Raw genomic sequence first — 23,704 nt, 5'->3', positions numbered from 1 at the left:
AAAGAGAGAAAATGTCGGAATATTATAGATCCATCTGGTCGGATTTGACCCGCGTGCCGTTCAGTCAAGGCTTTCTGGACGCCGATGGCATTACGACCCGCTATATTTCATCCGGCTCTCCCGACAAGCCACTTCTCTTGCTGATTCATGGCACGGGCGGCCATGCGGAGGCCTATAGCCGGAATTTTGCGGCGCACGGCGAGCATTTCTGGACTGTGTCCATCGACCTGATCGGGCATGGTTGGACGGACAAGCCCGACAGCGCATATGAAGTGGCCGATTATGGGGCGCATGTGCTGGCCGTCATGAAGGCACTGGGTCGGGACAAGGCCCACATTTCCGGTGAATCGCTGGGAGGCTGGGTCGCAGGATGGATCGCGATCCACCATCCCGAGAAAATCGACCGGCTCGTGCTCAACACGGCGGGCGGCTGGACCGCGCATCCCGAAGTGATGGAGCGGATCCAGCGTCTGTCGATGGAAGCCGCCAACGATCCCAATCCCGATCGTATCCGGTCTCGGCTGGAATTCCTGATGCACGATCATTCCAAGGTGAACGACGATCTCGTCGAAACACGGCGTGCGATCTATGCGCAGCCGGGGTTTCCGGACGTGATGCGCAGAGTTCTTTGCCTTCAGGACATGGAAACGCGGCGACGCAACATGTTCTCCGACGAAGAGACCGGAAGGATCGCTGCGCCAGCGCTGGTGCTGTGGACCTCTCATGATCCGACCGCGACACCGGAAGAGGGCGCGCGGATCGCGAGTTTGATCCCCGGCGCGCACTACGAGGTCATGAACGGTTGTGGACACTGGCCACAATTCGAGGACCCCGAAAAGTTCAATCAGATTCATCTCGACTTCTTGTTGGGGCGTGGGGAGCCATGAGCGCGGCTACGGACATGGGGCGCGGGACGACGGATGTCGTCATCGTCGGTGCGGGGCCGGTGGGGCTGACCATTGCCAATTATCTCGGCAAGATGGGCGTCAGCGCTTTGGTGATAGAGCAGCGTGACAGGCTGATCGATTATCCCCGTGGCGTCGGGATGGATGACGAATGCCTGCGCAGCTTTCAGGCTATCGGGCTTGGTGAGCAGGTTGCCGCCCATACGACGCCCGATCAGAAGATGCGTTTTCTCACCATGACGGGCAAGACGTTCGCGCTGATCGATCCGAAAACCAGGGAATTTGGCTGGCCCCGCCGCAACTCCTTCATTCAGCCGATGGTCGATGAAGTGCTGTACGAAGGCCTTTCCCGCTTTGATCATGTGCAGGTGCAATTCAACACCGAACTGGTCTCGTTCGAGCAGGACGCCGAGACGGTCACACTGAAGACGCGGTCGAACGAGGGTGAGCGGACGATCGCAGCAAAATGGCTGATCGGGTGCGACGGCGGACGGAGTCTGGTGCGAAAGACGCTGGACATTGCCTTCGACGGCGTCACCGATTCCACGCGCTGGGTGGTCATCGATCTGCTGGATGATCCGATCGGGTTGCCGGATTCCTATCTCCATTGCGTGCCGTCCCGGCCATATGTTTCCATCGCTCTGCCGCACGGCATGCGCCGACTGGAGTTCATGGTTTTCGGCGACGAAACCGAAGAAGAACTGACGACCGACGAAGGCGTCCAGAGTCTGCTCTCACGCGTCCTTCCGCATCCGGAGAAAGCGAAGGTCATGCGCAGCCGCGTTTATACGCACAACGCCCGGCTGGCCGCCCATTTTCACAAGGGCAGGGCGGTACTCGCTGGCGATGCCGCCCATCTTATGCCGGTCTGGCAGGGACAGGGATATAATTCGGGTATCCGTGATGCCACCAATCTCGCGTGGAAAATCGCGATGGTCGTCCGGGGCGAGGCCTCTGCCGACATTATCGGCAGCTATGAAGCGGAACGACGGGATCACGCCAAGGCCATGATCGATCTCTCGGTTACGGCGGGAAAGATCTTTGCGCCGACCAACAAGATCCTCGCCTGGTTGCGGGACCGGGTAGCGCTGGCGCTGAATGCGATCCCGCCCGTGAAGCGGTATTTTGTGCAAATGCGTTTCAAGCCGATGCCCCGGTTCACGCGTGGCATCATTCTGCCCGAACGTCCGGAGCGGCCGCGCGGTCGTGCGACGGGGCGGCTGTTCCCGCAGCCTCGTGTCATCGATGGCAACCGTGTCACGCGGATGCTTGACGACGCGGTGGGCTTGCGCTTCGCGGTGATCTCCTGGGCGACGGACCCGCAGGTTCACATGTCCGAAGATATGCGGCAATATTGGAAGTCCATCGGGGCGGCGATGATCGCGATTATTCCACCAACTCAAATGGACGGGTTCAGAGGCGAGGTGTTGCCGGGAACGGAGCTTCTCGGCGATGTCGGCGGCGATCTTCACGAATGGTTTGCGCAGCAGGAACCCGATGGTTCGATCGTGGTGCTGCGTCCCGACCGTGTCGTTGCGGCTATCGTACCGCCCCAATCCCTCGACAATGCGTGTCGCGAACTGAAGGGCTTGATCGGGGGCGCTCCCATTCCGGTCTGATCTTCAGTGCCAATAATTATTGCGGAGATGTTTGATGAGCCAGGAAGCGCGCGTTCAAAACTATTCCGATGAGTTGTTCGAGGCCTTGCGCGCCAATCGTACTGTGCCACCGCTTCGCCACCGGGAAGAGCTGACGATCGACGATGCCTACCGGATTTCCCTTGGTATATTGGCGAGACGGGAAAATGAGGGCGAACGGGTCGTTGGCAAGAAAATCGGCGTCACATCGAAGGCGGTACAGGACATGCTGGGCGTGGATCGCCCCGACTTCGGTTTCCTGACCCATCCCATGCAGGTGCCGTCCGGCTCCGCCTATCCCATCGAGGGCAATCTTATCGCGCCGCGAGCGGAAGCGGAAATCGCGTTCATTCTGCGGTCCGACCTCATCGGGCCGGGCGTGACCGAGGACGATGTGCTGGCAGCGACCGAGAGCGTGTGCGCATGCTTCGAAATCGTGGACAGCCGGATTGCGGGTTGGGATATCAAGATCATCGATACGATCGCTGATAATGCATCCTGCGGCATATTCGTGCTCGGCGAGGAGCGGGTCGATCCGCGCGATCTGGACCTCCCCGGTCTGCACTGTCAGGTATGGAAAAACGGCGTGGCCCTCTCGGAAGGCTATGGTTCCGCCGTTCAGGGGTCGCCGCTCACCGCTGTAGCGTGGCTGGCGAACACTTTGGGGGCCTATGACGTGGCGCTCAAGGCTGGCGACATCATCCTGTCGGGTTCACTGGTGCCGCTCGAACCCGCCGCACCCGGCGACGAGTTCGAGATGGCAATCGATGGACTGGGAAAAGCGAAGATCGGTTTCCGCTAAAGCGGCGTTACGACGCCGCTTTTTCCTTTTCGCGGACCATGTCGAGCGCCACATCGACGATCATGTCTTCCTGTCCGCCCACCATCTTGCGACGGCCCAGTTCGACGAGGATCTCGCGCGTGTCGATCCCATAATCCTTGCTGGCCTTTTCGGCGTGGCGCAGGAAGCTTGAATAGACCCCTGCATAACCCAGCGCGAGGGTCTCGCGATCGACGCGGACCGGGCGATCCTGAAGCGGACGGACGAGATCTTCGGCCGCGTCCATTAGCGCCATCACATTGCATCCATGGTTCCAGCCCTTGCGGTCCGCGGCTGCGATAAACACCTCCAGCGGCGCATTGCCGGCGCCCGCACCCATGCCGGCAAGGCTCGCGTCAATGCGATAGGCGCCTTCCTGAGCTGCGACGATGGAGTTTGCGGTACCCAGGGACAGATTGTGATGCGCGTGAATGCCGCGCTGTGTTTCGGGCTTTAACACCCGGTCATAGGCTTGCAGGCGTTCCCGCACGCCGTCCATGTCGAGCGCGCCACCGCTGTCGGTGACATAGACACACTGAACACCATAGCTTTCCATGAGCAGCGCCTGCTGGGCGAGCGCTTCGCCGTCGATCATGTGGCTCATCATCAGGAAGCCCGACACATCCATGCCCAGATCGCGAGCTATACCGATGTGCTGCTTTGATACGTCCGCCTCGGTGCAATGGGTGGCGACGCGTACCGAGCGCACGCCAATGTCATAGGCACGGCGCAATTCGTCCACAGTGCCAACACCGGGCAGGATCAACGTGGTCAGCACCGCCTTTTCGAGGACGTCCGCTACCGCTTCTAGCCATTCCCAGTCGGTATGCGCGCCGAAGCCATAATTGAAACTCATGCCACTGAGGCCGTCGCCATGCGCGACCTCGATCGCGTCGACGCCCGCCTTGTCCAGCGCCGCGGCAATAGAGCGCACATGGTCGAGGCCGTACATATGGCGGATGGCGTGCATGCCATCACGGAGCGTGACGTCTTGGATGTAAAGTTTGTCACCCGCTTCTACATTGAGTTTTGGCATTATATTTCCTTCAGGCAGCAGCAGCCATGCGCCGTTCGGCGAGCAGTTCGCCGGTCGCCTTCGCTGCGGCGGTCATGATGTCGAGATTGCCCGAATAGCTGGGCAGATAGTCGCCAGCGCCTTCGACCTCCAGAAAGATGGACGTCTTGATGCCGGTAAATTCGCCCCGACCGGGAATCTTCAGCTTGTTGTTATCGCCGAACCGTTCAAACTGCACTTTCTGCTTGAGACGGTATCCCGGCACATATTTCTGGACCTCGGCGACCATTTCTTCGACCGATTGACGGATGGCGTCCTCGTCAGCCCCTTCGGACAGGGTGAAAACCGTATCGCGCATGATCATGGGCGGTTCCGCGGGGTTGAGGATGATGATCGCCTTGCCTTTGGCAGCGCCGCCGACTTTCTCGATCGCGTTGGCCGTGGTGCGAGTGAACTCGTCGATATTCGCGCGCGTGCCCGGTCCGGCCGAGCGTGACGAAACCGATGCAACGATCTCTGCATAGTGCACCGTCGCAACCCGGCTGACCGCTGCGACCATCGGTATCGTAGCCTGGCCGCCACAGGTGACCATGTTGACATTGGGCGCATCCAGGTTTGCGCGCATGTTGACCGGGGGCACGGTAAAAGGACCGATGGCGGCCGGCGTCAGGTCCACCACCTGAATGCCGTCAGCGCGCAGGGCCTCGTCATGCGCCTTGTGGGCATAAGCGCTCGTTGCGTCGAACGCGATGCCGATTTCGGGGTAGCACGGCAGCTTCTTGAGGCCCTCGATCCCCTCATGGGTTGTCGCAATCCCCCGTTCGCGTGCCATTGCCAGGCCTTCGGATGCGGGATCGATGCCGACGACCGCGACCAACTCCATATTCTGGGGATATTTGATCATTTTCATCATCAGGTCCGTGCCGATGTTGCCGGAGCCGATAATAACGGCCTTTACTGTTTTCATGACGTTTCCTTGAGAGATGATGCCTTTGGCCAATAATCGCGCGGAGCGTCCTACCCGTGGCTCCGCCAGCTGAAGGCGCCCCGTCCCGCTTTATAGCTTTCCAGATAGGACCCGTTGCGAATATCGTCGATCAGGTCCCGATGCCGTGGCGACCAACCAAGGTCTTCAACGGCGCGCTTCGCGATCGAGCGGCTGTTCACCGCCAATGCAAGATCGACCCAGATGTTGCCCCAAAGCGCAACGGCGCCCTCATAGTCGAGGCTCTTTGTGCCACATCCCGTGACATGGGCCACCGCTTCGGCGATTTCGCGAAAATCGGCTTCTCCGCTGACGGTGTGATAGAGCGCGCCGGGCGTGCCCTTTTCAATTGCGAGGCAGAAGGCTTCGGCCAAATCCTCGACGTGAACGTTCGAATAGAGGTTGAGCCCCGCGCCCAGATAGCAGGCGTTACCCGTCTGCCGCGCGGACTCGAAGATCTGCGGCACCTGGATGCTGCCCGCATTGCCCCAGATCAGCGGCGGGCGGATGACGAAGGTGGAAAGGGTGTCATTGCTGGCTTCGCGAACCAGGGTTTCGGTGCGGATGCGCAAGGCGCGGTTTTCCCGTGCCGGAAACGGAAACGGATCGTCCTCCGCGAAGGTGTACTGGCTCCACTGACCTTCCTTGGCCTCGATCGACAGTACGCCGGTCCCCGATGTAAACAGTAAATAGCGGGTCTTTCCGGACTGGCAGCCATTGACCATCGCCGTCATCAAATCGATCTCGACATCGAAGGGCACCATCCCCGCCATTACGACGATGTCGTAGTTCCCGACGAGGGTACGCAAGCCGTCGAGATCGTCAAGCGAGCCTTGTACCGCTCCCAGGCCTGCCGCCTTGAGAGTGTTCACGTTTTTCTCGTTACGGGCAAACCCCGTGACCTGATGACCCCGCGCACGCAAGGCCGCCGCGACGTGCGAACCGACATAGCCTGTGGCGCCAATCACCAACGCATGCAAATTCATAAAATTCTCCGGCTGGACCTTCTCACCGGCTATACGCGTATTGCCGCCACCGACTCAAAAGCGCTGAGTTGTCTGATCCGAACACTTTTTCACCAGACTGCCCAAAAGCGTGGCGATCTCGGACCAACGTCCAGCGTCGTTGTCCCGCCCCGCGCCGTCTTCGTTGCTGGTTTCGATCAATGGCGATGGCGGTAGCGATACTCGCTTGGGCTTTCTCCCGAGATCCTCTTGAAGGTGGACGAAAAGGTGCTGGAGTTGGCAAATCCCAGGCGGAACGAAATTTCCTTAAGCGCCAAGTCCGAGTCGGCCAACAGATGCTGCGCTTTCTTCAGCCGGATATCCTCGACATATTTATACACCGTCTGACCGGTCGTATTCTTGAACGACCTGCGCAAATGCGCCGGGCTGATATCGCAATGCTCCGCGATTTCCTGAACATTGGGACATTTGTTCTCAACGCCGCTCACATATTCACATATTCGTGAAATGTCCGCTTCGCTCAGTTTGCCCGCTCGCGTCCTGACGCGCATGTCATTGTCCGAGTCCCGGAAATATCGGGCAATTTCAATGGCGATCACATTGGAAATCGACTCGATCATCAGCGGGCTTGCAAATCCCGGATTGGTGATTTCAACCCCAAGTCGGCGGACGGCCTGCTCGATCCGGACGTTTCGCATGTCGAAACATTTTTCGAGTTTCTCGTCATCCCACCGCTCGAAGAGTGTGTTCCAGACTTTTCCGAACCACTCCGGGTCGAACCGACACCGAATGCTTCGCACCAGTTCGTTGACGTTCGCCGCGGCTGTCTTGATACTCAGGTCGGCAGGGAAAAACATGAGCTGCCCAAAATCGAGAAGCCGTGCATCGGTTCGTGCGGCAACGGTGACTTGGGTGTTATAGGGCCGGTAAAGCACGACGAAATCACGTTCACTATACGTAATCTGTTCCCCCGCGCTCCATCGATAGTCCATCAGTTGTACCGTAACGCCCGGAACTGCCATCTGTGCGACAATATTCTCTCTCGCTCGCATGTCCTCTCCTCTATTCGACACGACGCCAACCCGGTTATTTTGATTTCCGGTACGCCTTCATATCCGCAAACTGGAACGTCGGGTGCGGTGAGTATCTCTGCACTGGACTGTTGCCCTCAATGCTCTCGCTCAGCTAGTTTGATCATACGATCATAACTTAACCAATGTGCGCCCGAAACACAGGAAAGACGCACGTTCGCATAGCGAACAGGCTGAGGTTCGTTAACTCAAACCAGATGCGGTAAGAAGGGGGCTAAGATCCGCCCGGCGGCACGATCATAACAGTAATATGAGGCAGGATATTGGCTTCTCAATCCGGACAACGCCGCTGCGGGGGCGATCGGCTCTGGCTCGGAAATCCACTGCGCAAAACAGCGCGATCCGGCGCTTTGTTAGCGAATGGCCCTCCGCCGTCCCGCTATGTCGTGCTCTTCAGACCGGCCGTGTATTTGGTCTCGAGCGCCACAAAATGATCCAGGCGCGCGGCGCGCATAAGTTCGAGCGGGTTGGTATAAGGTCCAGCCTGTGTTGCGAAATAGGACACGTCGCTCCCAGTTTCGCGAATGGATTTGAAGAGGTCCGCCATCGCGTTGGCGGCCGCGCTCAGCGCACTCGCTGCGTACATGGTGAACGCATAGCCGACCTCGGCAAGGTCATCAGTGGTGTAGCCGGGTGGGGGGCTCCCGCCCATGTTCATGACAGGACCGTCGATCGCGCCAATCAACTTGCGCGACCATGCAAGCTGTTCATCGGGCGGCAGGCTGAAATAGGATTTTCCGTCGACATGCATAATCATCGGCATGACCATGTCCGCCCCTTCCGCGAGAAAGAGGTTCGCCCGTTCGACCACTTCATCGAACGAGATGGTGTCGGCGTCCGTCCGGGCAACAATGACGAAATTGGGGTCCGTTCGCGCGTCGAGCGCCGCTTTCAGTCGGTCAACGGCGTCTTCCCGGCTGACCACCGTGCGACCCGCGAGCAAAGGGCAATGTTTGGGCAGCGCCTGATCCTCGATATGCACGCCCGCGATTCCCGCCCTTTCCATCTCGCGAATGGTACGCCCGACATTCAGCACACCGCCAAAGCCTGTGTCGATGTCGGCAAGGATCGGAATATCGACCGCCTCCGCCATTCGTGCGGCATGCGTACAGACCTCGGTCATGGACAATAGCCCAAGATCCGGCGCGCCGAGTTGGGATGCCTCGACGCCAAGCCCGGTCATGTGGATCGCGCGAAAGCCCGCGAGCTGCGCGAGCCGCGCCGACAGCGCGTCGAAGCATCCGGCCCCGACAACCATTCCCTGCGCCAACTCCGCGCGCAGCTTGGCAGTCATTTGCATGGATTGAAGACCTTTTCTCTCGTTGCTTATACCGCCAGTGTCAGCGCCCAGTTGAGCGAATTGCCAGCGTTCAGGATATCCCGGATCAGTTCTGGTATGGGGGTGAACTGTTTGATTTCGCCAGTCGTCTTGTTCGTTGCCATCCCGGTGGCGAGGTCTATCTCAAGCTCGTCGCCGTCCCGGACGAAATCCGAAATGCCGGGAAGCGGCCAGACAGGATAGCCCGCATCGATGGCGGCGCGCTGAAACAGCGTGTTGACGCTTTCGCACAGGATACCGCTGATCCCGGCATGTTTGCATCCCATGATCGCGGTCATGTAATAATGGGCGTGCCCGGCGCCCAGGCGCGTCCCGGCGATCAAGATGTCGCCCCGACGCATTTTTCCGAGAAATCCGGGATCGACCTTCTCCAGCAGATGTTGGGCGCATCCGTCCCAATCGTGGGTCATGCCCAGTTTATCATAGTCGGATGAAACGAGGTCGGTCGCGCCCAAGCCATTTCCGAATTTCCAGCTTTTGCCTTGCAACTTCATGCTGACACCTTTTCCTTAGCCCTATAGCGGGCCGGGTCCGCAATTTCCCCGGCGATGGCGGACGCTGCGACTACTGCGGCATTGGCCAGGATCACTTCGGATTCGTTGCTGCCCATGCGGCCGCGTAATGTCTCGACGGAAGTCGAAATGCACCTTTCGCCGTCGCCAAGCTTCAGGGGCGAAAGATTGCCGCTGTAGCACGCCCCGCATCCCGGCTGGGTCACGGTCGCACCGGCGTCGAGCAGGTCCTGTATAATCCCTGCGCGGTTCGCCTCCCGGTAGGTTTCCGCGGATATGGGCGTAACCACCAGACGGACGGAGGGGTGAACGTGCCTCCCGCGCAAGATGCTTGCGGCCAGCGCCAGATCGGACAGCCGACCGCTGGAGCACGACCCGATATTGGCGGCAGTAACCGGAAGGCCCGTCACCTGGTTCAACGGCCGCACGAGCTCGATATTGTGCGGTCCGGCAACAAGAGGCTCTATCCGGCTCAGGTCATAGTCGTAATGCGCGACATAATCGGCGTCGCTGTCGGCCTGCACGGGCTCAAATTCTTCGCGCGCCCGGGGTCCGATATAATCGAGCAATGTGGCGTCGGAGGGAAAGATGATGGTCAGCGCGCCGATCTGGACCGAGCCGTTTGCAATGGCCAGGCGCATATCCATGGACAGGTTGGCAACGCCCGGTCCGTCGAATTCAATAACTCTGCCCTGCACATCCTCGCCTAGATCGGCAATAAGGCGGTACACAAAATCCTTGCCGTTCACGCCTTCGGGAAAGGCCCCGGTCAGCGTGATGCGCACGCATTCGGGGACGATCATCCACAATTTCCCGCTGACGATGATCGGATCGACGCCAAACAGTGCGGGCAGAGCAAAGCAATTCGTGGCGCCCATGGTCGAGCTTTGCGTGTCCGCGCCGACGCATACGGTGCCGGGCAACGCCCAGCCGTGCTCGACAGGGATCTGGTGCGAAATGCCGTTTCGGCCAAGATCGTAGATGTTTTCGTCCGGAATCCCCTGTTCCTTTGCGAAACTCTTGATTTTTGGATGCTCGGTGGCCGCCCGCACGGGCATCCAGTCGGGTTGGAACATATGATCGAAGCAGAATATCATCCGCTCGGGATCCCAGACCTTCAGGTTCTTTTCGCGAAAATTGTCGATGAAAGTCTGGCCGTCGAGGCAGGTGATGAAGCTGATTGCGGCGACCACTGCATCGCCCGTCGCAACACTGGAGGCGCCGGATGCGCGCGCCAGTATTTTTGCCGCCATTGTCGATCCCATAATGACATCCTTTGGTACGGTGTCTGAACTGCCCTGGGCAGTCAGCCTATCATCGCATGTTTAGCGTAGCGCGCGCAAAAAGGGGGCTGGACGGCTTTACATATTCGCGCATCATTTCTTTAACCTGACTGGCAGGCATTGGATTGAATTGGGTGCCCTTACATTACGCCATAGGTACGGAGTTCTCAATTGGCATAGCGTTTGCGGCGCGTGTGCAACCAGACAGGAGCACGAGATGGCAACCACCGAACTGAAACGCTATCATATCAAGCCCGGGACCTGGGACGAGTTCCTTGTGATACTCCGTCGGATTGCGGTGGTGCGAGAACGGCACGGCTTCAAAGTGCTGTTTACCTTTGCCGACCGTGAAAACAATATTTTCACATGGGCCGTCCAGCATGACGGAGATTTCGATGCGGCGGCGGCAGCCTATTACAAGGACCCTGAGCGCGTCGAACTGGAAACCGTCGGAAATTACGTGACCGACTATGAAATCCGCAAGGTGGAAGTTCTGACAATACCCTGATCCTTCGGATCGCGCCGGTGCCAGATAGGGGGTGCCCTGTCTGGCGCGTTATGGGGCTGGCGCACCTCGGGCACCCGGCCCAGTGACTATCCGCGTCGGTCGAAGGCCATCCACAACTGGGTCAGCCCATAAGCGACATATGTCGTGGTATAGGCGTAGCTATCCTCGCCCCGCGTCGCACGGAAATTTTCCATGCGGGTGACAATCTGCCTGAAAGCGGCGCGCAGTTCGCCGCGCGCTAGCTGGTTGCCTATGCACATGTGGATGCCCGCGCCGAACGTCAGATGGGTACGGGAGTTCGGACGGTCGAGATCGATCGCCTCGGGGTCGGGAAAAACGTCCGGATCCAGGTTCGCCGCTCCGAAGCGCGTTTCGACAATCGATCCTTCGGGAATGGGCACCCCGCCAATTTCCATATCGGTCGTGGCGCGGCGAAACATGACCGTAGCCGGGGTTTGCGTCCGCAGCACTTCCTCAACAAAGGCATCGAGCTTTCCGTCATCATCACGGATTTCATCCGCCAGATGAGGGTTCTCGATCAGGATTTTCATTCCTCCAGCGAGCGCATTTGCGGTCGTCTCGCCCCCGCCCAGAAATAACAGCCACAAAATGCTGATCAACTCGCGCATGTCGAGCGAACGTCCGTCGATTTCGGCATGGACCAGCGTACTAAGGAGGCTGTCGTCAGGTTCGGCGCGAACGCGCTCGACATTTTTCGCCAGATACTGCTGAAGAGCGATCACCGCGGGTACCAGCTCCAGCTCTCGTTCGGGCGAAAGAGCCGGATTGGAGGTTTCGAGGGATTGGTCATTCCAGCGCTTGAATTTGTCGATGTCGCGGTCCGTCACCCCCAGTATTTCGGTAAATATGGTGAGCGGAAGACGCATGGCGAACGCATCGAAAAAGTCGATTTCGTCCTTGTCGATAAAGCCATCGATCAGATCCTCGACGGCCTTTGCGATCTGGGGCTCAAGGCCGAGCACCTTGTCCCGGCTGAAGGCCTTGTCGACCAGCGCGCGATAGGTCCGGTGAGACGGCGGGTCATTGGTGACCAGCGTGTCCATCGGCAGATAGCCCTGTTCTTCGAACATCTTGTCGACCAGCTCGCTGATACTCGATTTGCGGGTCTGGATCACGCCGGTCTTGCACGACAATGTTTTGGTATTCATCGCCGCCTGGCGGACATCCCGATAGCGTGTCAGCACGTAATTTCCGCTGACAGGGTCCTTGTACACCGGGGCTTCTTCGCGGAGCCGATGATAGGCCGGAAAGGGGCAGCGCCGCGTTTCTGGATCCGTAAAAGTGATCGGCCCGGCTTCTGGCTTGGAGGCAATTTCCTTCAGGGTCACGATACTCTCCGAACAAAACTGTTATGTTCGTCGAATGTAAGCGGACCGGACCAAAAAGCCCAAAGCCATGAGTTAAGGATTCCGACCAAATTTTGTCTTGTGTGGCAGCAGGCACCCATTGTGCAGGCTGCGCACTGCGGCAAAATCCTGTTCTCTGCACATGCGCGGAAAGGTCGCTGTAAGGCGTCCGTGTGTCGGAACACGAAACGGGCAGAAACTCTTTCTCATTGTGACCGTCGCTTAGCAAATCAGATCGGGCAGATTGCGCCCTCCCGGCCAGCAATTACTGATCGTTCCACGCAAAAGACCATAACGAAATATTGCGACGATGACGTCTTGCGACGTCGGGTATGGGGAGAGGCTGGTTTGAACAGACTTGCAATTATGTCCGTCGTCGGGTTTCTGCTTCTGGCAGGGTGTAGCGGCAATGCTCCCGACAAAGGCGCCATGTCCGACTGGCCGCTTTATGGCGGCGATGTTTACAACCAGCGCTATTCCGGACTGGACGAGATCAATCGCGACAGCGTCAAGAAACTCGGGCTGGCGTGGTATCATCAGTTCGATACCGACCGGGGTCAGCAGGCCACGCCGATCATGGTGAACGGCGTCCTCTATGTATCGACATCCTGGAACAAGATATTCGCGTTCGACGCGGCCAGCGGCAAAATACTGTGGGAATATGATCCCAAGGTTCCTGCCCCGACATTGGCCAAAAGCTGCTGTGACGCGATCTCCCGGGGCGTAGCCGTCAGCAACGGTCGGGTTTTTGCTGCGACGCTTGATGGACGGCTACTCGCGCTCGACGCGAAGACGGGCAAGCCCATCTGGAGCAAAACGACGGTCGATACGACAAAATCCTACACCATCACGGGTGCGCCCATCGTGGCGGGCAATCTCGTGCTGATCGGCAACGGCGGCGCCGAGTACGGGGTGAGGGGCTATGTCGCGGCCTATGATACGAACAGCGGGGCGTTGAAATGGCGGTTCTATACCGTACCCAATCCGGAAGGTAAGGCCGACGGGCAGCCGTCCGACCAGCCTTTGCGGGAACTGGCCGAGCCGACTTGGTTTGGCGATGTCTGGCGCGAAAGTGGCGGCGGGGGAACCGTCTGGGATTCGATCGTGTACGATCCGGACCTCGATATGATCTATATCGGCGTGGGTAACGGGACGCCTCATGATCGCAAGTTGCGGTCCCAGGGCAAGGGCGACAATCTGTTCCTGTCGTCCATTGTCGCGCTGAAGGCCAAGACCGGCCAGTATGTCTGGCACTATCAGACCAGTCCGGGAGACAGTTGGGACTATACGGCCACGCAGCACATCATGCTGGCGGACATGGACATTGGCGGAAAATCGCGGAAAGTCCTGATGCAGGCGCCGAAGAACGGGTTCTTCTATGTTCTCGATCGTACCAACGGCACATTACTTTCGGCCAAGCCCTACACGAAGGTCAACTGGGCCACGGGCGTGGATCTCAAGACCGGAAAGCCGCAGGTTGTCGAGGCGGCGCATTTCGAAAAGAGCCCGTTCCTGCAGTATCCGGGCGGTCTGGGCGGACATAGCTGGCATCCGATGGCGTTCAGCCACGAAACCGGGCTTGTCTACATCCCGACGCAGTCGATGCCGCAACTGTATGTTTCGGATCCGGGCTACCGTTTTCGTGCGGGGCATATGAACACGGGCGTCGAAATGAGCGCCTTGTCCGTTCCGGACGACGCCGCGGCGGTGAAAGCGATGAAGGCCGCCGCCTATGGAGAGTTGATTGCGTGGGATCCCAAAGCAGGCGTGATCCGCTGGAAACGCAAGCAGGACTACGTCGTCAACGGAGGATTGCTCGCCACGGCTGGCGGACTGCTTTTTCAGGGCGATGCAACGGGCCAATTCTACGCACGCGATGCGCGGACCGGAGACCCGCTCTGGCGCTATGATGTGGGCAATGGCGTCGTTGCTCCGCCGATGACCTATCGGCTGGGCGGCAAGCAATATGTTGCGCTGATGGTCGGATGGGGCGGTCCCGCCGCCATGTACGGGACAATCGTTCCGTATCGTGAACGCAGGCCGGGTCGGCTCATGGTGTTTGCTCTGGATGCAAAGGAACGTGCGCCTGCATTCCCGGTGCAGGAAGCCCGACCCGTCGACGTTACGGGTCTTCGCTCCGACGGCGATCCGGTAGCGGGCCTTGCTGCCTATAACGATACATGCATGCTATGCCACGGATTCAGCGCGACGGGTCGATTCACCGCTGATCTGCGACGTTCGGATTACATCAAGGCGCCGCAAGCGCTGTCGTCGGTGGTAATCGACGGCATGCTCTCCGACCGGGGTATGGTGAGTTTCGCGAAATATCTGGACAAGCGGGACGTTGAAAATATCCGTGCCTATCTGCTGAAGGAAGCGAACCGGTTGCAGAAAGCGGAAGCTCGCCCAGCCGGGGCGGGGAGCGTCAGCGGAAGCCATTGAACATTTTCGGCCAAACGCATCACATGCCTATAATCGGCCAGTAAAGCATGGTTTGAGGAGATCTTTGCGTGTGTGCTCAAGTGGACGGGCATCTAGCATAGAAAAGGGCTGCGGTTTGGTGTGCCCGGCGGGGCGTGGGTAAAAAAGTTAGGCAAGCATGGCGAATAGATCCATCCCTTCGGTTACTGACGCGATTCCAGAAGGTCGTGCGCCTGCCGCTCTGGAGGAGATGGAGTACAAACCGGTACGCGCCTGGATTTCCATCGCGATCCTCCTGATCTTTTCGCTGTTTTCCTTTCTCGACCGCCAACTGATTGCGCTGATGGTCGACCCGATCAAGGCCGATCTGGGCTTGAACGATACCGAACTCGGCTTGCTGCAAGGCATGGCGTTCGCCTTGTGCTATGCGGTGGCCGGATTGCCGATCGGGTGGGCCGTCGACAGATATCCGCGTCGGATCATCCTCTTTGCCGGGCTGGCAATATGGTCTGCCAGTGCGGCCGCATGCGGTCTGGCGCGCTCCTTTTGGCAACTGTTCTTTTTCCGGACTCTCGTAGGTGCGGGCGAAGCCACGTTAAGCCCGGCTGCCGTCTCGCTGATCAGTGACCTTTTTCCACGGGACAAGATCGGTGCGCCTTTGGGTGTCTACTCGGCCGGATATTATATCGGAAGCGGGGCCGCGCTTGCCATTGGTGGATGGCTCGTGGTGACGTTTACAGCGATGGGATCCATCAGCCTTCCCTATCTCGGTGTCATAGCACCCTGGCAGGCAACATTCATGGCGGCCGGAGCTCCGGGCATCCTCGTGGCTTTCCTGGCCTTTGCCATGTATGATCCCAAGGATTACCGGAAAATTTCCCGGCAGCCTGAGACCCAATCCGTCATTGCCTTGCTGCGGATTTCCATGCGCGGACGATGGACCGCGACGAATTTCGGCTTTCTGGCATTCGGCGCTGCAACGCTGGCCAACTATGCGGTGGCGGCCTGGACACCGGCATACATGATGCGGGTCTTCGGCTGGCAAGCCAGCGATGTCGGCTGGATATTCGGACTGGTCGTGGTGTGCTCCGGCGCATCCGGTGCATTGCTGGGGGGCATGCTGCTCGACAGACTATTTCGCGCGGGCCGGAAAGACGCCTGTTACCTGCTGGGTGCGGTCGTGACGGCGCTGGCCCTGCCATGCCTTGTAACAGCCTATTTCGTTTCTTCGCCCACGGTCCTGATCGTGTTGCTGTGCATGGCGCTCAGTTTGCTCGGAATGGTTACGCCCTGTTGCTGGTCGACGTGGCAGTGGGTGGCGCCCCCATCAACCCGAGGGCAAGTGACGGCGTTGTTCGTCCTCATCTCAGCCTTGATGGGGACGGGCCTGGGGCCGGTTCTGGTCGGCGCCATCACAGACCATGTTTTCGGGAACGAGCTGATGGTGGGTTATTCCATCGCGGCGGTTGCTGCTATCACGCTGCCGGTGATGATACTGGCCTTCCTGTTGGGCCGCCCATCTTTGCGGGCCGTGGTCACAATGTCGCTCGAATAGCTGGTTTAGCGGTTAAAGAATATGAACGGTGCGGTGTACGACGCGGAGTTTCGCACTCACAATGTCGATGCTCTGATCAATTATTCAAACTCGGACCGGGTGTAAAAGCCACGGGGCTGTTATAGACCCCTATGGACCGGGCAGCGCTGCCGCCGGCAATCTTTGAACCAACCCAATGATCGCGGCAGGGTGTGATGGCAGCGAACAGCAATCATGGAATACAGGTGCAATGAGCGTGACAAACGGGTCCGATCGTAAAATCAGGATAGGGATAATAGGGGCAAGCGCGGATACCTGGGCGTGGGCATCCGCCGCGCATGTTCCGGCACTGAAGTCGCTGCCGGAATATGAACTTGTGGCCGTGGCTTCGCGCAATCAGGCAAATGCCGATGCCGCCGCCAAGGTCCATGGCATACCGCATGCCTATGGCGACTATCTGGAGATGGTGCGCCGTCCCGATCTCGACATGATTTGCGTCAGCACCAGCTCCGTCCATCACCACGCGCTCGTGATGCCAGCGATTGAGGCGGGCAAGCATGTGTTCTGCGAATGGCCGTTCGGGACCAACATGCAAGAGTCCCTCGCCATGCGGGACTTTGCGCGTCAGCGCGGCGTGCGTACGCTCGTGGGCCTGCAGACACGCTATGCACCGATCGTCCGCTATGTGCGTGACTTGATCGCGAATGGCTATATCGGCAAGCTCTGGTCGGTCAATTTCGACCGTGCCAACGATCAGACCGCGCAAAAAAGCGTCACACGCGAATATTACGAGTTCCTCGAGCGGGCCAATGCAGGGTTGCGCATTCTGGTCGGCCACAGCCTCGACACTTTGGCGGCCTATGTGGGCGAGCTGGCGGACCTTCAGTCGTACTGCGAAGTGGAAATGAACGAGATCACGCTCGCCACTGGTGAGACCGTTCCGCTTACCCACAGGGATCATATCCTGGTGCAAGGCCGGTTGGGCGGCGGCGCGGTTTTCTCATCGCTGCTCAAGCAGAATTCGCCGACCTACAAGCCGTTCCACCTCGAGATCAGCGGATCGAAAGGGGCGCTCATCATCACGACGGGCGAAGACCTGCTGCCGGCGGCGCGCCATCCCGGTGTCCCCTTTGAACTGACGCTTCTGGGCACGCCCGGTCATGGACAGCCGTTTGAGCGGATGGACGTTCCCGCACATTATCGCCTTGTTCCCGATGCGACCCCGGCAGGGCAGCCGGTCGACGTGGCCCATATGTACCGGCATTTTGCGGAAGCGCTCGCCAAGGACGAACCCTGTGACACGGATTTCGATCATGCGGTCATGCGGCACCGCTTGCTGGAAACCATTCAGGATTCGGCTGACGCCGGCGCGCGCAGGACATTCACAGCGCAGCGAGATTGAGCGGGTCCGGCTGCGGGTATGAAATGGTGTATTGAAGAGATCGATTGGAGATAGGCGTTGCGATTAAAAGACAGAGTGGCGCTTGTGACGGGATCGTCACGCGGAATCGGTGCGGCTATCGCCGTTCGGCTTGCGGCCGATGGTGCGAAAGTCGTTGTCCATGCGGGTGCCAATACCCAGCGTGGAGAGGAAGTCGTCGCTCATATTCGCGATTCCGGGGGGGTCGCCGATCTGCTCTCCGGTGATCTGTCGGAGCGTGACGCCCCGGCGCGGCTCGTAAACGACGCGTTCGCCTTTCATGGCGCGCTGGATATTCTCGTCAACAATGCCGCGGTATCGAATTACCGTCTCCTCGTGGATCATAACATTGACACGGTCGACTTCGAGCTCGCTCTGAACCAGAGGGCGGTGATATTGGCGTGTTGCGAATTCGCCAGATTGACCCAGAGCGCCCATGGCAGAATTATCAACATTTCGTCGTGCGCAGGGCATCATTCCGCTTATGGCCGATCGGTCTACGCGGCGACGAAGGGTGCCATGGAATCCTTTACCCGGTCCATCGCTCAGGAACTGGGCGAACGAGGGATCACCGTTAACGCGGTCGCGCCCGGTACGACGGTCACCGACCTTTTTGAGGAAAACGAACGGGCGGACACACGCGATTGGCGGGCATTGTTTGCCCGATGGACCGCCCTTCGGCGGGTCGGGGAACCCAGCGACATTGCTGACATCGTGGCGTTCGTTGCGAGCGATGACGCACGCTGGCTGACCGGCGTTACGATACCTGCAGACGGTGGCCTCGTCACAACCGGAATCAATATCGCGACCTACGCAGGTTAGGGAATTTGCCTGAAACGGCGCGCTGCTTGGGGATTTTGAAGATATGAAAGTGCTGATCATAGGGGCGACGGGATTTCTGGGGTCGGCCATTGCGCGCGTCCTGAACGCCCGTGGCCACGCCGTCCATGGTCTTTCACGGAACACCGAAAACGAGACCAAACTGAAAAATGCAGGGGTGGTACCCGTCCAGGGCGATTTCGAGAATCCGACTGCGCTTTGCGAGACCGCAAAGGCGTTCGACACCATTGTGTTTTCGGCCATGATCCCTTTTCAGCGCGAGGCGGAAATCGTTGCCGCCCTGCTGGAAGCGCATCGGGGAAGCGGTCGCCATTTTCTGTTTACATCCGGCACCGGGGTGCTGTCGATCGCGGCGCCCAACGGAGAGTGGAACGAGAATACATTTACCGAAGACGATCCTTTTCCTTTCCTTGCCCGGACGAACCGCGAAATTCGCATCAAAACCGAAGACATGGTGCGCAGTGCGGCGAAGGACGGCTATCATACGACGGTCGTGCGTCCGCCGCTCATTTTTGGAAATGGCGGGAGCGTTCAGATCCCCAGACTTTTCGAATCCGCCATCAAGACCGGCTCGGCCTGCTACCTGGGGCAGGGACTTAATCTCTATTCCAATGTCCATGTCGATGATCTCGCCGAGGTTTTTGCGCTGGCCATAGAGCGCGGCGTACCGGGTGCGCTGTATCATGCGGTGGCGGGCGAAGCGAATTTTCGCGCTCTGGCCGAAGCGGTCGCTCATGTTGTCGGCTGCGACACCAAAAGCCTCGATCTGGAAGCCGCTTCGGCTTTGTGGGGCAATTTCTGGGTCGAAGTAGGCCTTGCGGTGAACAGCCGTTCGCGGGCGCCACGCACGCGATCCGAACTGGGCTGGATCCCCAAACATGTCGATGTCGTGGAGGATATCCGGAGCGGATCCTATCGCGATGCCTATATGGCCTGGAAAGAGGGGCGGGGCGGCCTCATCAAAATCAGCAGCCACGGCTGATCCCTTCGGGTTCGCGGCGCAAGGAAGGTACGGGAGACACAATGGAACTATCCCACTACCGCACTCTGGGCCGTTCGGGCTTGATTGTCAGTCCGCTGTCTTTGGGGACAATGACATTCGGAACGCAGCGCTGGGGAATAGGCGAAGAGGATGCGCGCAAGATCTTCGCGCGCTACCTTGAGGTCGGTGGCAACTTCATCGATACCGCCGATATCTATGCGGGCGGGCAGAGCGAGGCGATGCTCGGGAAATTTATCACCGAGAGCCATGTCCGGGACGGCATTGTGCTCGCCACCAAGGCGGGATTTAACAGGCAGCCGGGCAATCCGACGGCGAGCGGCAATGGCGCAAAGAACATTCGCGCGTCGCTTGAAACATCCCTGCGCCGGTTGCAGACAGACTATATCGACCTGTTCTGGCTGCATGTGTGGGACAAGGTGACGCCCGCCGAAGAGGTTCTGCAGACGATGAATGCTCTCGTGCAGGAGGGCAAAATCCGCTATTATGGCCTGTCGAACGTACCGGCCTGGTATGTCGCCAAAATGGCCACGCTGGCGGCGGTTCATGGAATGGCGGCGCCCATCGGCCTTCAACTGGAGTATTCGCTGACCGAACGGGCGATTGAACGGGAGCATTGCCCGGTTGCGGCGGAATTCGGCCTTGGCATCCTTCCCTGGAGCCCACTCGCGGGTGGGTTTTTGACGGGCAAGTATCGGCGCGAAGATCCCAAGGCGACCAGCGAGGGCCGACTGAGCGGAAGCAATCCGCTGGGAGACAGCAAGTTTTCGGATCGCAACTGGCCTATTCTGGACAGCCTTCGCTCCGTCGCGGAAGACATGGGCCGTCCTATGGCTCAGGTCGCATTGGCCTGGGCATCCGCCCAGCCCCTGATCGCGTCCGTTGTTATCGGCGTCAGCAGTATCCGGCAGCTTGAGGACAATCTGGCCTCACTCGACATCCGCATGGACGCCGAGCAACGCGATGCACTGGATCGAGCGAGCGCTCCGGAACCTGCCTATCCTTACCCCATATTTTCCGAGACCATCAATCGGTTCGTTTTCGGAGGCGTGGACGTTCAGGGATGGCGCGGGTAGGCCTCTAAGCGCCGGATTTTACGCAGCACGCCCTAATCTGTCATTCCGCCACTATTGATGGATTGGATCGTGGAAAGAGCGGACAGGCCCTGACTTTTTAAGCTGGAAAGACGCACGCGATGGACGCTGATCGCGGGCGGCGGGCCATCCACCTTGACCAGCCGGAAACTCCAGCCGCCGTGCCGATGGCCGTAAGGATCAATCCAGTTGCCTCCGACAGCAGGATCTTCTTCGGCCAGGATAATCAGGACCGATCCGTCCTCTTCCAGACGCGCGCCGTGCTTATAGAGATAGCCCTGGCCATCCTGGTAATTGTCCAGGTTTTCCTGCCAGATGTTGCAGATCTGGAACGTCCAATATGCACAAGGGGTGGGAACAAACCGGACAACCAGCGCCTCATCCTGATCCCGGACCCAACTTCCAAAGCCATGATACCTGTTGTCCGCCACGCCACCATTGCTGAGATACACAGCCTGACTGAACACGATCGTGTTCGGTCGTTTGGCGAGGTTATCCGTCCACCAGTTTCGGATGAGCGTCGCATAACCAAGCGTGGCTTGTGCTGCTTTCGCCAGTCCGTTGCTGACATGGGCTGCGCTCACGGGTTCGGGATCGCGACAGTCGAGCCGTTCGATTTTCATCGAAGGGGATACAAGCCCGTCGCGCGATGCCAGCACCCAACGCACGATCAGGCCGGTGCAGTCAGGGGTTATGGGTAGCCAGTCCTCGCCATCAGACGGTCGCTGCTGGCTTACGATGAACGAGAAATCCCCTGCGGGGGAAAACGTCATGTCCCCGCTTTCCAAAGTGGTGCGGGTGTTCAGCAAAGCTGGATCGAATTCCTTCAGACCGTCCATTCCCAATTCGGCCCAATTTCGTGCTCCCGGATCGGGAGGTTGGGGAGAGCTCCAGCTGGCGATGACGAAATATTCTACCGATCCGCGATTTCCGCTGATGCGATATGTTCCCGAGGCGTCCGGAAATTCCGCGAACAGATGGTCCTGCATCGGTGAGGCAAAATTGATTGTGTGTCGCCAGGCGAGATCGCGCAGTTGCGGTCGTGCAGGCTCTCCGGCTTCCAGATAGCGTTCCAGTCCACCCCGGACGTAGCGGGTCAAGCAGCGATACCATTCCGCGCGGTCGAGATCGTCGACACCCTCCCCGAACTCGTCGATGACATGCCCTGTACGGCGCAGATTCTCGCAGAAATCGTCCCACGCCTCGCCGCTGATGAGCCTCTGGGCAGCAGGATCGGTCATAGCGCCTCTCCTGGCACGGGCTCCTTGCGCACCGGGAAGCGGTCGTAATAAAACTGGAACCTGTTGCGCAGCGCGCGAACATCAACGCCGAAATACCCGACGAGGTCATAGACGACCTGTCCGTGTTTGCCGCGCGGATTCTTGTCGATATACTGGTCGATGCGCCACTGGGAATCGGCCGTCGCCACCAGACCGGCCTTGGCGTAGATGGTGTCGATCACTCTGCGTTCGTCAGCCATATAGTCGTGAAAAATAACATCCGTTATCTGATGTTCGGGGACGAGATCCCGGTCGCGCACGCAGGCTTTGAGCATATGCTCGATCCGGTTTATCCAGAGTTCGGCAAGTCCTGGAAGGTCCATGTCTGTCCGCCGGATACGATCCCAGTAGGCCAGCAGCGTAATGGTCGACTGGATGACCGCGACCGGGTCCCGATGGGTGAGCGCTATGGTTGCGTCGGGATACGCTGCGATGAGCGCTTTCAAATTTTCCATGTGCGGCGGCGACTTCATGACCCAACGGTTTGGACCGCGCAGCCATGTCATCGCCTGCAAGGCTTTTCGGCCGTAGAAGTAATGGGGTGTCTGGTCGTGCCGGTAATAATATTCCGTCCACCGCGGCATTCTTGCGCGCCACTCGATAAGATAGGTGGTGAAATCCAATCCCTGAAGCTCGATATCTTCATGGACATGGTCCGGCTCCATCTCGTGCATAGCCGGCATATGCTGCAGGATATGCCCAAAAACCTTCCACATTTCGCGCGTTTTCATGAAGCGCGGGCTTAGCTCCGGCCTGGCGGTGTCTTCCCCCGCCTCCGGAAAGGGCATCATGGTTTCCCACAATTGCATCGATCGAAGCTGCGGGTCGCTTGCCAGTATGTTGACGAGATGTGTGGTTCCCGAGCGAGGCAGGCCGGCCACGATCACCGGCCTGTCGATCTTTACATCCAGAATCTCCGGATGGTCCCGCAACAGCTGCTCGAGGCGCAGCCGGTTTGCGGCGTAACGCACCATTTCGTCAAACGCAGTTGCCCGTCCCAGCGGTCCCAGCCCCGAGTCCTCCTCGACCGCCGCGAGCCATATGTCCAGCCGTTCGACGAAATCCTCGTCGCCAAAGTCGGCAAGCCCGGTCTGTTGCCGTGCAGCGTTCAGAACGTTGTCCCGCGTGAATACCACTGCGGGCGCGTCCGCCATATACTGGCGTTCGACACCGTTCAGCTCGGGATGGGCAAGATCGTCCAGATGGATTAGATTGCTGTTCATCAGGCCCTCTGGGGCGCGCGCGGGCTTGGCTTGATATTGCTGGGTCCCCAATAGGCATGAAGCGATTCCACAAGCCCGTCCGAGCCGAACTTCATGATATCAAGCGTCTCGACGATGACATGCATGCCGTCGATGGTCATGACTGCGATATAGGCAGCGGCGCCGAAATTGCCGGCCACCCGAACTTCGCCCTCCACTTTCATTTCGATGAAGCCGCCCTGTGCATCAAAGGCGCCCCGGAAAAACGACCTTAGCTCCGAATAAGGCCGAGGGACGGCGTTTACCGGATCGAAGATCATGCTCTGGGGCGAGAACAGCGCCGCTATTCCATCTTCATCGCCGCGACCCATGCATTCGCCATATTTGTGCATGACGGCCTTGATATGCTCGGGATCGACATCGCCGGCCGTGCAGGTCGACAACAGGAACTGCAATTGGGCAGGAATTTCGAAGGTGTCATGCATG

Annotated in this window: 21 protein-coding genes; 10 read left to right on the top strand and 11 right to left on the bottom strand. The window is 59.0% G+C overall.

Going from position 1 to position 23,704, the window contains the following annotated elements; genetic code table 11:
- Nucleotides 1-11: 11 nt before the first annotated feature.
- The 3 genes from FHS92_RS15415 to FHS92_RS15405 are packed head-to-tail and all read left to right on the top strand — an operon-like array spanning nt 12 to nt 3,344.
- Entirely contained in the window at nt 12-887 is an 876-nt protein-coding gene (locus FHS92_RS15415; RefSeq protein WP_184081637.1) for an alpha/beta fold hydrolase, read from the top strand.
- Nucleotides 884-2,524 carry a bifunctional 3-(3-hydroxy-phenyl)propionate/3-hydroxycinnamic acid hydroxylase gene (locus FHS92_RS15410; RefSeq protein WP_221231108.1) on the top strand — a complete coding sequence of 547 codons (1,641 nt, stop codon included), beginning with the start codon at nt 884-886 and terminating at the stop codon, nt 2,522-2,524. The genes FHS92_RS15415 and FHS92_RS15410 overlap by 4 nt, the downstream gene beginning before the upstream one ends.
- Nucleotides 2,525-2,558: 34 nt before the next feature.
- A complete protein-coding gene (locus FHS92_RS15405; RefSeq protein ID WP_184081636.1) occupies nt 2,559-3,344 on the top strand; it encodes a fumarylacetoacetate hydrolase family protein in 786 nt (261 codons plus the stop codon).
- A 7-nt stretch (nt 3,345-3,351) separates the two neighbouring features.
- Here the strand turns inward: FHS92_RS15405 and dmpG are convergent, their stop codons facing one another.
- The 7 genes from dmpG to FHS92_RS15370 form a co-directional block, all read right to left on the bottom strand.
- Nucleotides 3,352-4,398, bottom strand: coding sequence for a 4-hydroxy-2-oxovalerate aldolase (dmpG, locus tag FHS92_RS15400; protein WP_184081635.1), 1,047 nt, complete (start codon nt 4,396-4,398; stop codon nt 3,352-3,354).
- Nucleotides 4,399-4,408: 10 nt separating this feature from the next.
- The gene (locus FHS92_RS15395; protein ID WP_184081634.1) at nt 4,409-5,344 is read right to left on the bottom strand and encodes an acetaldehyde dehydrogenase (acetylating); all 936 of its coding nucleotides are present in this window, start codon (nt 5,342-5,344) and stop codon (nt 4,409-4,411) included.
- 50 nt (nt 5,345-5,394) lie between these two features.
- On the bottom strand, nt 5,395-6,348 hold the full coding sequence (locus FHS92_RS15390) for an NAD-dependent epimerase/dehydratase family protein (RefSeq protein WP_184081633.1): 954 nt from the start codon (nt 6,346-6,348) through the stop codon (nt 5,395-5,397).
- A gap of 176 nt (nt 6,349-6,524) precedes the next feature.
- Entirely contained in the window at nt 6,525-7,379 is an 855-nt protein-coding gene (locus FHS92_RS15385; protein WP_184081632.1) for an AraC family transcriptional regulator, read from the bottom strand.
- A gap of 418 nt (nt 7,380-7,797) precedes the next feature.
- Nucleotides 7,798-8,718: an isocitrate lyase/PEP mutase family protein gene (locus FHS92_RS15380; RefSeq protein WP_184081631.1), complete on the bottom strand. Its 921-nt coding sequence runs from the start codon at nt 8,716-8,718 to the stop codon at nt 7,798-7,800.
- 26 nt (nt 8,719-8,744) lie between these two features.
- Nucleotides 8,745-9,251, bottom strand: a complete 507-nt coding sequence (locus FHS92_RS15375) for a 3-isopropylmalate dehydratase small subunit (protein ID WP_184081630.1) — start codon at nt 9,249-9,251, stop codon at nt 8,745-8,747.
- The gene (locus FHS92_RS15370) at nt 9,248-10,534 is read right to left on the bottom strand and encodes a 3-isopropylmalate dehydratase large subunit (protein ID WP_184081629.1); all 1,287 of its coding nucleotides are present in this window, start codon (nt 10,532-10,534) and stop codon (nt 9,248-9,250) included. The genes FHS92_RS15375 and FHS92_RS15370 overlap by 4 nt, the downstream gene beginning before the upstream one ends.
- 235 nt (nt 10,535-10,769) lie before the next feature.
- Here FHS92_RS15370 and FHS92_RS15365 point away from each other — a divergent pair, with 235 nt between their 5' ends.
- A complete protein-coding gene (locus tag FHS92_RS15365; RefSeq protein WP_184081628.1) occupies nt 10,770-11,060 on the top strand; it encodes a hypothetical protein in 291 nt (96 codons plus the stop codon).
- Nucleotides 11,061-11,146: 86 nt separating this feature from the next.
- Here FHS92_RS15365 and FHS92_RS15360 read toward each other — a convergent pair whose 3' ends face one another.
- Complete coding sequence (locus FHS92_RS15360; RefSeq protein WP_221231107.1) at nt 11,147-12,409, bottom strand: cytochrome P450; 1,263 nt, start codon at nt 12,407-12,409, stop codon at nt 11,147-11,149.
- Between the two features lie 366 nt (nt 12,410-12,775).
- Here FHS92_RS15360 and FHS92_RS15355 point away from each other — a divergent pair, with 366 nt between their 5' ends.
- The 6 genes from FHS92_RS15355 to FHS92_RS15330 all read left to right on the top strand — a co-directional run bounded on the left by FHS92_RS15355 (nt 12,776) and on the right by FHS92_RS15330 (nt 20,718).
- Complete coding sequence (locus tag FHS92_RS15355; protein WP_246352037.1) at nt 12,776-14,869, top strand: PQQ-dependent dehydrogenase, methanol/ethanol family; 2,094 nt, start codon at nt 12,776-12,778, stop codon at nt 14,867-14,869.
- 157 nt (nt 14,870-15,026) lie between these two features.
- A complete protein-coding gene (locus FHS92_RS15350; RefSeq protein WP_184081627.1) occupies nt 15,027-16,403 on the top strand; it encodes a spinster family MFS transporter in 1,377 nt (458 codons plus the stop codon).
- 229 nt (nt 16,404-16,632) lie between these two features.
- Nucleotides 16,633-17,784, top strand: coding sequence for a Gfo/Idh/MocA family protein (locus tag FHS92_RS15345; RefSeq protein WP_184081626.1), 1,152 nt, complete (start codon nt 16,633-16,635; stop codon nt 17,782-17,784).
- Between the two features lie 75 nt (nt 17,785-17,859).
- Nucleotides 17,860-18,624, top strand: a complete 765-nt coding sequence (locus FHS92_RS15340; RefSeq protein ID WP_184081625.1) for an SDR family oxidoreductase — start codon at nt 17,860-17,862, stop codon at nt 18,622-18,624.
- 43 nt (nt 18,625-18,667) lie between these two features.
- Entirely contained in the window at nt 18,668-19,624 is a 957-nt protein-coding gene (locus tag FHS92_RS15335) for an NAD-dependent epimerase/dehydratase family protein (protein WP_184081624.1), read from the top strand.
- Nucleotides 19,625-19,665: 41 nt separating this feature from the next.
- Nucleotides 19,666-20,718, top strand: coding sequence for an aldo/keto reductase (locus FHS92_RS15330; RefSeq protein WP_184081623.1), 1,053 nt, complete (start codon nt 19,666-19,668; stop codon nt 20,716-20,718).
- Between the two features lie 32 nt (nt 20,719-20,750).
- Here the strand turns inward: FHS92_RS15330 and FHS92_RS15325 are convergent, their stop codons facing one another.
- Genes FHS92_RS15325 through FHS92_RS15315 form a run of 3 tightly spaced genes read right to left on the bottom strand, consistent with a single transcriptional unit; the run spans nt 20,751 to nt 23,703 of the window.
- Complete coding sequence (locus FHS92_RS15325; RefSeq protein ID WP_184081622.1) at nt 20,751-21,977, bottom strand: hypothetical protein; 1,227 nt, start codon at nt 21,975-21,977, stop codon at nt 20,751-20,753.
- Entirely contained in the window at nt 21,974-23,239 is a 1,266-nt protein-coding gene (locus tag FHS92_RS15320) for a sulfotransferase family protein (protein ID WP_184081621.1), read from the bottom strand. Before FHS92_RS15320 ends, FHS92_RS15325 begins: the two co-directional genes overlap by 4 nt.
- Nucleotides 23,239-23,703 (bottom strand): nuclear transport factor 2 family protein, encoded by a 465-nt coding sequence (locus FHS92_RS15315; protein ID WP_184081620.1) that lies wholly within the window; start codon nt 23,701-23,703, stop codon nt 23,239-23,241. The genes FHS92_RS15320 and FHS92_RS15315 overlap by 1 nt, the downstream gene beginning before the upstream one ends.
- Between the last annotated feature and the right edge of the window lies 1 nt (nt 23,704).

It is taken from the genome of Sphingobium subterraneum (assembly GCF_014199435.1).
Taxonomy (GTDB): Bacteria; Pseudomonadota; Alphaproteobacteria; order Sphingomonadales; family Sphingomonadaceae; genus Sphingobium; species Sphingobium subterraneum.
This window is presented reverse-complemented; position numbering and strand designations above follow the sequence as displayed.

Excerpts from the sequence above, each read along its gene's own strand:
- FHS92_RS15315 (WP_184081620.1), bottom strand. The coding sequence starts at position 23,703 with ATGCATGACACCTTCGAAATTCCTGCCCAATTGCAGTTCCTGTTGTCG.
- FHS92_RS15410 (WP_221231108.1), top strand. The coding sequence starts at position 884 with ATGAGCGCGGCTACGGACATGGGGCGCGGGACGACGGATGTCGTCATC.
- FHS92_RS15325 (WP_184081622.1), bottom strand. The coding sequence starts at position 21,977 with ATGACCGATCCTGCTGCCCAGAGGCTCATCAGCGGCGAGGCGTGGGAC.
- FHS92_RS15415 (WP_184081637.1), top strand. The coding sequence starts at position 12 with ATGTCGGAATATTATAGATCCATCTGGTCGGATTTGACCCGCGTGCCG.
- FHS92_RS15385 (WP_184081632.1), bottom strand. The coding sequence starts at position 7,379 with ATGCGAGCGAGAGAGAATATTGTCGCACAGATGGCAGTTCCGGGCGTT.
- FHS92_RS15345 (WP_184081626.1), top strand. The coding sequence starts at position 16,633 with ATGAGCGTGACAAACGGGTCCGATCGTAAAATCAGGATAGGGATAATA.
- FHS92_RS15370 (WP_184081629.1), bottom strand. The coding sequence starts at position 10,534 with ATGGGATCGACAATGGCGGCAAAAATACTGGCGCGCGCATCCGGCGCC.
- FHS92_RS15330 (WP_184081623.1), top strand. The coding sequence starts at position 19,666 with ATGGAACTATCCCACTACCGCACTCTGGGCCGTTCGGGCTTGATTGTC.
- FHS92_RS15350 (WP_184081627.1), top strand. The coding sequence starts at position 15,027 with ATGGCGAATAGATCCATCCCTTCGGTTACTGACGCGATTCCAGAAGGT.
- FHS92_RS15395 (WP_184081634.1), bottom strand. The coding sequence starts at position 5,344 with ATGAAAACAGTAAAGGCCGTTATTATCGGCTCCGGCAACATCGGCACG.
- FHS92_RS15365 (WP_184081628.1), top strand. The coding sequence starts at position 10,770 with ATGGCAACCACCGAACTGAAACGCTATCATATCAAGCCCGGGACCTGG.
- FHS92_RS15320 (WP_184081621.1), bottom strand. The coding sequence starts at position 23,239 with ATGAACAGCAATCTAATCCATCTGGACGATCTTGCCCATCCCGAGCTG.
- dmpG (WP_184081635.1), bottom strand. The coding sequence starts at position 4,398 with ATGCCAAAACTCAATGTAGAAGCGGGTGACAAACTTTACATCCAAGAC.
- FHS92_RS15405 (WP_184081636.1), top strand. The coding sequence starts at position 2,559 with ATGAGCCAGGAAGCGCGCGTTCAAAACTATTCCGATGAGTTGTTCGAG.
- FHS92_RS15380 (WP_184081631.1), bottom strand. The coding sequence starts at position 8,718 with ATGCAAATGACTGCCAAGCTGCGCGCGGAGTTGGCGCAGGGAATGGTT.
- FHS92_RS15335 (WP_184081624.1), top strand. The coding sequence starts at position 18,668 with ATGAAAGTGCTGATCATAGGGGCGACGGGATTTCTGGGGTCGGCCATT.
- FHS92_RS15390 (WP_184081633.1), bottom strand. The coding sequence starts at position 6,348 with ATGAATTTGCATGCGTTGGTGATTGGCGCCACAGGCTATGTCGGTTCG.
- FHS92_RS15375 (WP_184081630.1), bottom strand. The coding sequence starts at position 9,251 with ATGAAGTTGCAAGGCAAAAGCTGGAAATTCGGAAATGGCTTGGGCGCG.